Raw genomic sequence first — 10,500 nt, forward strand, 5'->3', positions numbered from 1 at the left:
GCCGCAATCTTGCGGCATCGCCCGGGCTTCTCTATCTCGGCGAGGAGCTTCTCTATCTCGCGGGGAGGGTCACATCTTGTGGCCGGCGGATCGCAGCTGCTGCGCGGCCTCGACGATACGGGCGGCCATGCCGGCCTCGGCCTGCTTGCCCCAGGCGCGCGGGTCGTAGGCCTTCTTGTTGCCGACCTCGCCGTCCACCTTGAGGACGCCGTCGTAGTTGCGGAAGAAGTGGTCCGCGACAGGGCGCGAGAACGCGTACTGCGTGTCGGTGTCGATGTTCATCTTGATGACACCGTTGTCGACCGCCTCGGAGATCTCCTCGGCCGTGGAGCCCGAACCGCCGTGGAACACGAGGTCGAACGGGTTCTCCTTGCCGATCTCCGAGCCGACGGCCTTCTGGATGTCCGCGAGGATCGACGGGCGGAGCTTGACGGCACCCGGCTTGTACACGCCGTGCACGTTGCCGAAGGTGAGTGCCGTGAGGTAGCGACCCTTCTCGCCGGCGCCGAGGGCGCGCACGGTGGCGAGGCCGTCCTCGGCCGTCGTGTAGAGCTTCTCGTTGATCTCGGCCTCGTGGCCGTCCTCCTCGCCACCCACGACGCCGACCTCGATCTCGAGGATGGTGCGCGCGGCCTGCGAGAGCTCGAGCAGCTCGGCGGCGATGACGAGGTTCTCGTCCAGGGGGATGTCCGAGCCGTCGAACATGTGCGACTGGAAGGTCGGGTTCTTGCCGGCCTTCACCTGCTCCGCCTCGAGGGCGAGCAGCGGGCGCACCCAGGAGTCGAGGTTCTTCTTGACGCAGTGGTCGGTGTGGATCGCGATGTTCACCGAGTAGTTCTTCGCGACCTCGGTGGCGTAGGCCGCGAGGGCCAGCGAGCCGACGACGCGGTCCTTCACGGTGGAGCCCGACGCGTACTCGGCGCCGCCCACGGAGACCTGGATGATGCCGTCCGACTCGGCCTCGGCGAAGCCCTGGAGAGCGGCGGTCACGGTCTGCGACGAGGTGATGTTGACGGCGGGGTAGGCGAACTTGCCGGCCTTCGCCCGGTCAATCATCTCGGCGTAGACCTCGGGGGTTGCGATAGGCATCTGCGGTACTCCAATGACGGGGCGTACGAGGATGCAGCGGGATGCTTCGTCGCGACGGGCGCCGTGCGACCCGCATGCAACCGGATTTTCTCACGTCCGGGTCATGGGAGTCACATGCCGTCGGCTCCGTGAGACGGCGCGAGCCAGCGCGACGCCCAGGCGTGCATCGCGACGGCGCCCGCGGCCCCCGCGTTGAGGGACCGCGTGGAGCCGTGCTGGGTGATGTGCAGGACGTGGGCGCACACCGCCTGCGCCTCCGGCGTCAGGCCCGTGGACTCCTGGCCGAACAGCAGCACGCAGCGCGCAGGCAGGTCGGAGGCCTCCAGCGGCACCGAGCCGGGCACGTTGTCGATCCCGATCACCGGCAGGCCGGCCCCGCCGTCCCCCGAGGCCGCCCACGCGGCGAGCGCCGCCGCGTCCGGGTGGTGGTGGGTGTGCAGGTAACGGTCGGTGACCATCGCGCCGCGCCGGTTCCACCGCCGCCGCCCGACGACGTGCACCCCGGCCGCGTTGAACGCGTTGGCCGTGCGCACCACGGACCCGATGTTGAGGTCGTGCGCCCAGTTCTCGATGGCGACGTGCAGCTCCCGGCCCGCAGGGCGACGCGCGTCGAGGTCGGCGACGACGGCCTCGACGGTCCAGTACCGGTACCGGTCGACGACGTTGCGGCGGTCGCCGTGCGCCAGCAGCTCGGGGTCGTAGCGCGGGTCCGGCGCACCACCGTCCGCGAGGCGGGGCCACGCGTCCGGGCCGCCCGGCCACGGGCCGACGCCGACCTCGCGCTCGGTCCCGGTCACCGCCCGGCCAGCCACTCGTCGTAGGTGATCGTGCCCGACGCGGCGTCGGGCATGAGGTTGCGCCCGGCGCGGAAGAACTCCCCGAGCGGACCGGGCAGCGGCACGGCGACCGGCAGCCGGCGGGAGCCGTGCGCCCGGCGCCAGGAGCCGGCCATCGCGCGCGCGTCGAGCACCTGCGGCCCGCCGACGGTGGCGGTCGGCGCGCCGGACGGGCCCGTGCTGGGCGCGACCCCGAGCGGGTCGGCGCCCTCGGCCGCGTCGACGAGCGCGCGGGCGACGTCACGCAGGTCGATCGTCTGGAAGCGGCAGCCGCGCGGATACGGCAGGAGCCCGAGCCGCGACCAGGCCCCGAGGCGGCTGTCGCGGCCGAAGAAGAGGTCGAGGAACCCGTGGAACTGGGTGGCCCGCACGACCGTCGCCGGCACCGCCCCGGTGGCGTAGACGCGCTCCTGCTCCGCGTGCGCCCGGTAGTACCCGTAGTCGCTGCGGTCGACCGCGGCGATCGAGAGCACGACGACGCGACCCACGCCCGCGCGCCCCGCGGCGTCCGCGACCCGCCGCGCACCCGCGGTGAAGACGGCCTGGGCGGCGGGCGTCATCCCGTTGCTGGTGTCGACCACGGCCTCCACGCCGTCGAACGCCGCGGCGAGCGCGCCTGCGACCCGCGCCTCGTCGTCGTCGAGGAGGTCCACCGCGTGGTGCGTCGCACCGGGCTCGAGGTCCGCGGGACGCCGGCGCGAGACCACCCGCACCTCGTGGCCCCGCGCTGCGGCCTCCCGCACCACGGCGCGCCCGGCCTGACCGGTGCCGCCCACCACCGCGATCGTCGTCATGCGCCCATCCTGGCGCACGCGCGGGGCCGCCCCGCCCACTAGGGTGAGCGGCGTGAGCGAACGACGGATCGAGTGCTGGCTGACCGACATGGACGGCGTCCTCGTGCACGAGGGCCAGGCCATCCCCGGGGCGCCGGAGTTCATCCGCGCCCTGCGCGACGCGGAGCGCCCCTTCCTCGTCCTCACGAACAACTCGATCTTCACGCCGCGCGACCTGCGCGCCCGCCTCGCGACGTCGGGCATCGACGTCCCGGAGGAGGCGATCTGGACGTCCGCGCTGGCCACCGCGCAGTTCCTCACGGACCAGATCCCCAACGGGTCGGCGTACGTGATCGGCGAGGCCGGCCTCACCACCGCCCTGTACGAGGCGGGGTACACGCTCACCGAGTCGAACCCGGACTACGTGGTGCTGGGCGAGACGCGCACCTACTCGTTCACGGCCATCACCAAGGCGATCCGCCTCGTGCGCGACGGCGCCCGCTTCATCGCCACCAACCCGGACACCACCGGCCCGTCCGCCGAGGGCCCCCTGCCCGCCACCGGCGCCGTCGCCGCGATGATCCAGGCCGCCACCGGCCGCTCGCCGTACTACGTGGGCAAGCCGAACCCGATGATGTTCCGCTCCGCGCTCAACCGGATCGACGCCCACTCCGAGGTGACGGCGATGATCGGCGACCGCATGGACACCGACGTCGTCGCCGGCATCGAAGCGGGCCTGGAGACGTTCCTCGTCATGACGGGCTCCACGACCGCCGCCGAGGTGGACACCTACCCGTTCCGCCCGTCGCACGTGGTCGACTCGATCGCCGACCTGATCGACCGTGTCTGACGACGACGCTCCCGGCGAAGGCAGGCCGCCGAGCGCCCGGACGCGACGTGGTACCTGGACGGCCGTGCTCGCGATCGCGGTCGGCGCCGGCATGATCCTCTGGGTACTGACCCGCCCTGTCGGCTACGCGTCGTTCGGCTGGTTCGCCTACGCCCCCCGGTCCGACACGATGTTCGTGCCCGGGTCGTCGAGGCTCGTGCTGATGTGGGTGCTGTTCGGGCTGGGTGCTCTGCTGGTCGGGCTGGGCGGCGGGTTCCTGCTCGGCCGCCGCCGCGGCTGACGGACGCCGCTCAGCGCGGCACGAACGCCGCGGCCCTCGCGACGAGGCGCGAGACGTCGTCCAGCGCGTCCAGGTCCTGATGACCCTGGCGCCACCAGAGCAACGTGTCGCCGTCGAGCCGCAGCCGACCGCCGCGCAGGGCATCCTTTCCCTGGCGGGCGAGGGCCGCGCCGCCGCCGTCGCCGAGCCACGCGCGGGCGGTGCGTTCGCTCTCGGTGGTCACGCGGAACGCGCGGTCGAAGTCCGGCACGCCGACCTCGACGCCGGCCCGCAGTGCGTCGGCGACGCCCGCGGCGCCCACCTCCACCGTCCCGTGCGCGCGGTCGAGGCGCGTGAGCACGAGGTGGTACGGGTCGGCAAGGATCACCGGACCGGACTCGCGCGCCCCGGTCTCCGTGAACGTGCCGCCGGAGCGGCGCTGCACGCCCAGTTCGAGCGTCCACACGTCGCGACCGTCGATCCGCGAGCGCAGCACCTCGCCGACGGTGTGCCCGACGTCGCTGTCGAGGGGCTCGCGCTTCGGGAACGACTGCACGCCACGCGGTACCTCGGGCTGCCCTGTCCCGCCGTACGCCGCCCACCGCCCACCGGCGACGAGCCGGTCGACGTCCGCGCCTCGCCTCATGACGAACCGGCGCTGGGCGCGCACGTACCCCAGCCCGGCGACGACCGCCGCGACGGGCACGAGCACGTACGCCACCCACAGGTCGATCACGCCGAAGCCGGCCAGCGCCGCCGCCGCGACGACGACGGCCATCGGGAGGACGAGGATCGGGATGCTCGGCCGCCGCGCGGCCGGGCGGCTCACGAGAGGCCCAGGTCCGCCAGGTCGTAGAGGTAGTGGTAGGGCACGCCGAGGGCCTCGATCTTGTCGCCGGCGCCGGTGGCGCGGTCGACGATCGTGGCGCAGCCGAGCACCTCGGCGCCCGCGGCGCGCAGCGCCTCGATGGCCGTGATGGGCGACCCGCCGGTCGTCGTCGTGTCCTCGAGGACGACGACCTTGCGGCCCGCGACCTCGGGGCCCTCGATCTGCCGCTGCATGCCGTGCGCCTTGGCCGCCTTGCGGACCACGAACGCGTCGAGGTCCTGCCCGCGCGACGCCGCGGCGTGCAGCAGCGCGTCCGCGATCGGGTCGGCGCCGAGCGTGAGGCCGCCGACGGCGTCCACCTCCGCCGTGCCGAGGCCGACCTCCTCGAGGTGGTCGAGCAGCACGTGGCCCACGAGCGGGGCCGCGCGGTGGTGCAGCGTGATCCGGCGCAGGTCGACGTAGTAGTCGGCCTCCTTGCCGGAGGACAGCGTCACCTTGCCGTGCACGACGGCGAGCTCGGTGATGAGGTCGCGCAGCTGCTCGCGGGGCGTGGGGCCGAAGGCGGTGTCGGTGGTCGTCACGGGCACCAGGGTACGGGTCAGCGGTACTTGCCCACGGCGCGGACGGCCGTGCGCGGGGCCAGGCGCAGCAGCGCCGCGGCCGCCTTGTAGCGGACCGACGGCGTCGAGATGACGACACCGCGCCGCACGTCCGCGAGCGCCTCGGAGACCACGGTCGGGGCGTCGAGCCAGCCGGCGTCCGGGATCGAGGACATGTCCACGCCCGCCCGGTCGTGGAACTCGGTGCGCACGAACCCGGGGCTCAGCACCGTGGCCGTGACGCCGGTGCCCTTGAGCTCGACGGCCAGCCCTTCCGTGAACGACCGTACGTAAGCCTTCGCCGCGGCGTAGGTGCCGCCGGCGGTCAGCGCGGCGATCGACCCGACGTTGAGGATGGCGCCGCGCCCGCGGCTCGCCATCTGCCCGGCGGCCGCGTGCGACAGCACGAGCACCGCCCGGACCATGACGTCCAGGGCGGACACCTCGACGGCGAGGTCACCACCGACGAACGGCTGCGCCGTCGCGAACCCGGCGTTGTTGACCAGCAGACCCACCGGGCGCCGGTCGTCGCCCTCCTCGTCGCCGGTGACGGCGAGCCGGGCGGCGACCCGCTCCAGGTCCTCCGGCACGGACAGGTCTGCGGGCAGCACCTCCACCCGCACGCCGGCGGCCGCACGCACCTGCGCGGCGACCTGCTCCAGGCGGTCGGCGTCGCGCGCGACGACGACCACGTCGTGTCGCGCGGTGGCGAGCTGCCAGACGAACTCCAGGCCGAGGCCGGCGGTGGCGCCGGTGACGAGCGCGGTACCCATGGGGGCAGCCTAGAGGGCGGACGCCGTGAGGTTGACCCTCACGCGACGTGAGGCTCCACGCTGGCCGCATGACCGACACCACCTTCCCCGCGTTCAGCATCAGCCCCGTGCCGCGGCCCGGCCCTGGCGTGCAGCCGCCGGAGCAGTTCCGTGGCATCTACGGCATGCCGATGTTCGTCACCGTCCCGACGGACGACCTCGAGGCGTCCACCGACTTCTGGGTGCGCGGCCTCGGCTTCTTCGACCTCTTCACCGCCCCGGGCACGATCACCCACCTGCGCCGCTGGGCGTTTCAGGACGTACTCCTCGTGCCGGCGCCGCAGTCCGCCGCGTCCCGTCCCGGGCCTGGGCGGTTGAGCGTGAGCTTCTCCTGCGTGCTGAGCGAGATCGACGCCGTCGCCGTCGCCTGCGAGGAGGTCTCTCCCGGTTCCACGACGGGTCCGCGCCTGCAGCCGTGGGGCACCGTCGACCTGGAGGTCGTGACCCCCGAGCGGACGCGCGTCGTCATGACCGCCGCCCGCCCGTGGGACCCGGCGAGCCCGGAGGCGGCGCACGTCCAGGACCGGCTCGGCTTCGGTGCCGAGGCGTGAAGGCGCCCGTGACGTCGCGGTCCGTCGTCGTCCTGCACCAGGACGACGACGCACCGCGACGCACCGGGCAGACTGGACGATGTGGCCTCCCGACCCGACCTCACCGTCGGCGCCGCGGCGCGGGCCGCGGGCGTCACCGTCCGGACCCTGCACCACTGGGACGCCGTCGGCCTGGTGCGCCCCTCGGCGCGCACGGCCGCCGGCTACCGCCTGTACACGACGTCCGACCTGGCGCGCGTGCACCGCGTCGTCCTGTACCGCGACCTCGGCGTGCCGCTCGACGAGATCGGGGCGCTGCTCGACTCCCCCGAGGGTGCCGACGCGTCCCTGCGCCGCCAGCGCGACCTCGTGCGCGAGCGGCTGCGCCGGCTGGAGCGCGCGGCCGACGCCCTCGACCGGCTGGTCGAGGCGCGCGAGCGCGGCGTCCTGCTGACGCCCGAGGAGCAGGTCGCCCTGTTCGGCGACGACTGGCAGCCGTCGTGGGCGGCCGGCGCCCGCGAGCTCTGGGGCGACACCGACCAGTGGGCCCAGTTCGCCGAGCGGGCGGCCGAGCGCACCCCCGAGGAGTGGCGGGCGGTCGCCGCGGAGGCCGAGGCCGTCCTCGACTCCCTCGCCGACGCCCTGGGCCGCGGCGTGCGGCCCGGCAGCGCCGCGGCCGACGCGCTGGCCGAGCGCCACCGCGCGTCCCTCGGCGCCTACTTCGACGTCACGCCCGCCATGCACGTCGTCATCGGGCGCATGTACGCCGCCGACCCCGAGTTCACCGCGAACCACGACGCGCGCCACCCGGGCCTGACGGCGTGGCTGAGCGAGGTGATCGACGCGGCCGCCCGCGCCCACGGCGTCGACCCCGACACCGCGACGTGGGGATGACCGCCCGGTGCCGTCGGCCTCCGCCGGTAGCCTGGCGCCCGTGCGCCTCGCGACCTGGAACGTCAACTCCGTCCGTGCCCGCGTCGACCGGGTGATCGCCTTCCTGGAGCGCTCGGGCACCGACGTGCTCGCCATCCAGGAGACCAAGTCCCGCGACGAGCAGTTCCCCCACGCGGCGTTCGAGGCCGCGGGCTACCAGGTGGCGCACACCGGGCACTCGGCGTGGAACGGCGTCGCCATCGCGTCGCGGGTCGGGATCGCGGACGTCGAGACGTCGTTCCCCGGGCAGCCCGGGTTCGCCAAGGCTCCCGCCACCGCGCCCGACGACGCGCCGGCCGAGGCGCCCGACGTGACGCCCGACGAGGCGCCGACGACGCTGCTCGACGTGCCGCCGCCGGTCGAGGCGCGCGCCCTGGGGGCCACCTGCGGCGGCGTCCGCGTGTGGTCGCTGTACGTGCCGCACGGCCGCGCGATCGGCGACCCCCACTACGCGTACAAGCTGGCGTGGCTGGGTGCGCTGCGCGACGCCGCGGCAGGCTGGCTCGCCGACGACCCGCGCACCCAGGTCGCGCTGGTCGGCGACTGGAACGTCATCCCGCTCGACACGGACGTCTACGACGCGGCCGCGTTCGAGGGCCACACCCACGTGACCCCCGCCGAGCGGGAGGCGTTCACGGCGTTCGCGACCGCCGGGTACACCGAGGTGACGCGCGAGCACCTGCCCGCGGAGCACACCTACACGTACTGGGACTACCAGCAGCTCGCGTTCCCCCGGAACAAGGGCCTGCGCATCGACTTCGCCTACGCCTCCCCCGCCGTGCGCGAGCGCGTCACCGGCGTCGTCATCGACCGTGACGAGCGCAAGGGCAAGGGCGCCAGCGACCACGTCCCGGTGATCCTCGACCTGGCCGACCCGGCCTGACGCGCGGAGCCCGTCGTGACCGAGGAGCAGCACCAGCACGACCCGGACCGGCGCGCCCCGCACCGGCAGCACCCGGCGGACGAGCCCGCACCCGGTTCCGCCCCGCCGCCCGCGGAGCCCGTCTTCGCCGCGCCGACGCCGGCGGGCGCGCTGCCGGCGGACGGCCTCACCGGCCTGGGCCTGCCGGGCACCGGCGACGACGACGCCGCGCCCGCGCCCGGCGACGCCGTGCCGGGTACGCCCCGGGCGGGGGTCGCCGGCACGGTTCGGGCGCGCCGCGTCGCGGGTCGTGCGGCCGTGGCGGTGGTGGCGCTCGCGGTCGTCGGCGGCGCCGTGGCGATCGGGGTCGCGACGGCGCGCGACCGGGCGACCGCCCCCGTGCCGGCCGCGGTGACCGGGGCGCGCGAGGTGAACGCGGCGCAGCTCGTGCTCGGGTCGTGCCTGCGGGAGCTGCCTCCCGGCGACGTCGGCCGGGTGACCGTCGTGCCGTGCGCGAGCGAGCACGGGGCGCAGGTGGTGGGGCGCACGGACTCCGCGGCGGGCGCGGTGTGGCCCGGTCACGACGCGCTGGTGCGCAAGGCCTCCGCGGACTGCGGGCCCGGGCTGCTGGGTGCCGCGGGCCGCGAGGACGAGGGGCCGACCTTCGTCGTCCTCACCCCGTCCGAGGACGGCTGGGCGGCCGGCGACCGCACTGGGCTGTGCGTCGCGGTCTCCGCCTCGCCGGGGACGGCCGACCTGCTGCGCTGAGCCTGCGACCGTGGTCGGACGCACGGACCGGTCGACGTCTCTGATATCCCCCCACGGGTGGATTCTTACAGTGACCTTCGTCACATCTGGTATCACGGCACGGCGTCCGGTTCGGCCTGTGTTGACCGGACTCGTCCAGCGCCGATGCCTGTCGACCCCCGCGCCACCGACACGCCGGACCTGTTATCGGAACGTGACCTCGACGGGTCCTCAGGGTTAGCGTCCCTCGACCGCACCTAGCAACGGGTGCCGGCCGACCGGGACGCAGCCGAGTGCTGCCGGCGTCCCGGTGACCACGAAACTCACGGCAGCAGCGGGAGACCCACTTCCGGCCGGCCGCCCGGGCACACCGCCCGGACGCTCCCGGCCTTGGGGTTCAGCCACCTTGGTGGCGGGCCAACGATCTCGGCCTCACCCGACAGCTCATCTCGCAGGCTGGAGGTCACGCCCCATGTCCATGTCCCCTGCCCCCGCGCGCCCCGGCACCGCCGCCGTGGCCGCTCGCCGGCCCCGCCGGGCGATCATCGCCCTCGCCGTCGCCGGCGCCCTCACCGGCGGCGGTCTTGTCGCCGTCGCCCCCCACGCCTCGGCGGCCCCGGCCGCCACGGCGGTCCAGGCGGCCTCGACGTCGTCGAAGCCCCGGCCGTCCGTCAGCCTCAAGGCCACCAAGACGACGCTGATCAAGGGTTCGGGGAAGTCCAAGCGCCCCGTGTACACCGTCACCGCCAAGCGTGCCGGCAAGACGATCGCCGGGAAGGCGAAGCTCGTCATCAACGGCAAGGTCAAGTCGACCAAGACGATCCGGCACGGCAAGGCGACGTTCAACCCGAGCTGGCCCATGCACAAGGTCGGCAAGAACAAGGTCCGCGTGGTGGTGGACCCGAGCGGCTCGAGGCTGCTCGCGAAGTCCAGCCGCACCGTGACGACCACCGCGAAGAAGCCCGGCTCTCCTGTCGTGGCGATCGCGAAGACGAAGGTCGGCGCCCGCTACGTCTCCGGCGCCACCGGTCCGAGCTCGTTCGACTGCTCGGGCTTCACCTCCTACGTGTACAAGAAGGCGATCGGCAAGAAGCTGCCGCGCACGTCGTCCGCGCAGAAGCACGTCGGCACGAAGGTCTCGCGCAAGAACGCCAAGCCCGGCGACCTGATCTGGTCGCCCGGCCACGTCGCCATCTACATCGGCGACGGCAAGCAGATCGACGCCGGCAACCCGCGCGTCGGCGTCGTCAAGCGCAGCATCTGGCAGTCGAACCCGACGTTCATCCGGGTCAGCAGCAAGGCGGTCTGACCCCCGCCGAGATAGAGAGGCGACCCGCCGAGATAGAGAGGGCACGGACCGTAGCCGGCTACGGTCCGTGCC

At 74.1% G+C, this 10,500-nt stretch carries 13 protein-coding genes; 7 read left to right on the forward strand and 6 right to left on the reverse strand.

Features of this window, described 5'->3' with window-relative positions:
- Window positions 1-69 precede the first annotated feature (69 nt).
- From fbaA to ACFCZN_RS20825, 3 genes are all read right to left on the reverse strand, one after another.
- Window positions 70-1,089: a class II fructose-bisphosphate aldolase gene (gene fbaA / locus ACFCZN_RS20815; RefSeq protein WP_429766120.1), complete on the reverse strand. Its 1,020-nt coding sequence runs from the start codon at window positions 1,087-1,089 to the stop codon at window positions 70-72.
- A gap of 110 nt (window positions 1,090-1,199) precedes the next feature.
- On the reverse strand, window positions 1,200-1,886 hold the full coding sequence (locus ACFCZN_RS20820; protein ID WP_430558022.1) for a TrmH family RNA methyltransferase: 687 nt from the start codon (window positions 1,884-1,886) through the stop codon (window positions 1,200-1,202).
- The gene (locus tag ACFCZN_RS20825) at window positions 1,883-2,719 is read right to left on the reverse strand and encodes an SDR family oxidoreductase (RefSeq protein WP_430558023.1); all 837 of its coding nucleotides are present in this window, start codon (window positions 2,717-2,719) and stop codon (window positions 1,883-1,885) included. The genes ACFCZN_RS20820 and ACFCZN_RS20825 overlap by 4 nt, the downstream gene beginning before the upstream one ends.
- Window positions 2,720-2,807: 88 nt before the next feature.
- Between ACFCZN_RS20825 and ACFCZN_RS20830 the strand changes: the two genes are divergently transcribed.
- Together ACFCZN_RS20830 and ACFCZN_RS20835 are read left to right on the forward strand one after the other, a co-directional pair.
- A complete protein-coding gene (locus tag ACFCZN_RS20830; RefSeq protein WP_429766296.1) occupies window positions 2,808-3,548 on the forward strand; it encodes an HAD-IIA family hydrolase in 741 nt (246 codons plus the stop codon).
- A 64-nt stretch (window positions 3,549-3,612) separates the two neighbouring features.
- On the forward strand, window positions 3,613-3,828 hold the full coding sequence (locus ACFCZN_RS20835) for a hypothetical protein (protein WP_429766124.1): 216 nt from the start codon (window positions 3,613-3,615) through the stop codon (window positions 3,826-3,828).
- 10 nt (window positions 3,829-3,838) lie between these two features.
- Here the strand turns inward: ACFCZN_RS20835 and ACFCZN_RS20840 are convergent, their stop codons facing one another.
- Genes ACFCZN_RS20840 through ACFCZN_RS20850 form a run of 3 tightly spaced genes read right to left on the reverse strand, consistent with a single transcriptional unit; the run spans window position 3,839 to window position 6,008 of the window.
- Complete coding sequence (locus tag ACFCZN_RS20840; protein ID WP_430558024.1) at window positions 3,839-4,636, reverse strand: hypothetical protein; 798 nt, start codon at window positions 4,634-4,636, stop codon at window positions 3,839-3,841.
- Window positions 4,633-5,217 (reverse strand): orotate phosphoribosyltransferase, encoded by a 585-nt coding sequence (gene pyrE, locus ACFCZN_RS20845; protein WP_430558025.1) that lies wholly within the window; start codon window positions 5,215-5,217, stop codon window positions 4,633-4,635. Before pyrE ends, ACFCZN_RS20840 begins: the two co-directional genes overlap by 4 nt.
- Before the next feature lie 17 nt (window positions 5,218-5,234).
- A complete protein-coding gene (locus ACFCZN_RS20850; protein ID WP_430558026.1) occupies window positions 5,235-6,008 on the reverse strand; it encodes an SDR family NAD(P)-dependent oxidoreductase in 774 nt (257 codons plus the stop codon).
- 68 nt (window positions 6,009-6,076) lie between these two features.
- On the opposite strand from ACFCZN_RS20850, the gene ACFCZN_RS20855 reads away from it, so the two are divergent.
- From ACFCZN_RS20855 to ACFCZN_RS20875, 5 genes are all read left to right on the forward strand, one after another.
- Window positions 6,077-6,598, forward strand: coding sequence for a VOC family protein (locus tag ACFCZN_RS20855; protein WP_430558027.1), 522 nt, complete (start codon window positions 6,077-6,079; stop codon window positions 6,596-6,598).
- 81 nt (window positions 6,599-6,679) lie between these two features.
- On the forward strand, window positions 6,680-7,471 hold the full coding sequence (locus ACFCZN_RS20860) for a MerR family transcriptional regulator (RefSeq protein WP_430558028.1): 792 nt from the start codon (window positions 6,680-6,682) through the stop codon (window positions 7,469-7,471).
- A gap of 40 nt (window positions 7,472-7,511) precedes the next feature.
- Window positions 7,512-8,393 carry an exodeoxyribonuclease III gene (locus ACFCZN_RS20865; RefSeq protein WP_430558029.1) on the forward strand — a complete coding sequence of 294 codons (882 nt, stop codon included), beginning with the start codon at window positions 7,512-7,514 and terminating at the stop codon, window positions 8,391-8,393.
- Between the two features lie 15 nt (window positions 8,394-8,408).
- The gene (locus ACFCZN_RS20870; RefSeq protein ID WP_430558030.1) at window positions 8,409-9,140 is read left to right on the forward strand and encodes a septum formation family protein; all 732 of its coding nucleotides are present in this window, start codon (window positions 8,409-8,411) and stop codon (window positions 9,138-9,140) included.
- 451 nt (window positions 9,141-9,591) lie between these two features.
- Window positions 9,592-10,428, forward strand: a complete 837-nt coding sequence (locus tag ACFCZN_RS20875; protein ID WP_429766137.1) for a C40 family peptidase — start codon at window positions 9,592-9,594, stop codon at window positions 10,426-10,428.
- Window positions 10,429-10,500 lie beyond the last annotated feature (72 nt).

It is taken from the genome of Isoptericola sp. NPDC056134 (assembly GCF_042264825.1).
Taxonomy (GTDB): Bacteria; Actinomycetota; Actinomycetes; order Actinomycetales; family Cellulomonadaceae; genus Isoptericola; species Isoptericola nanjingensis.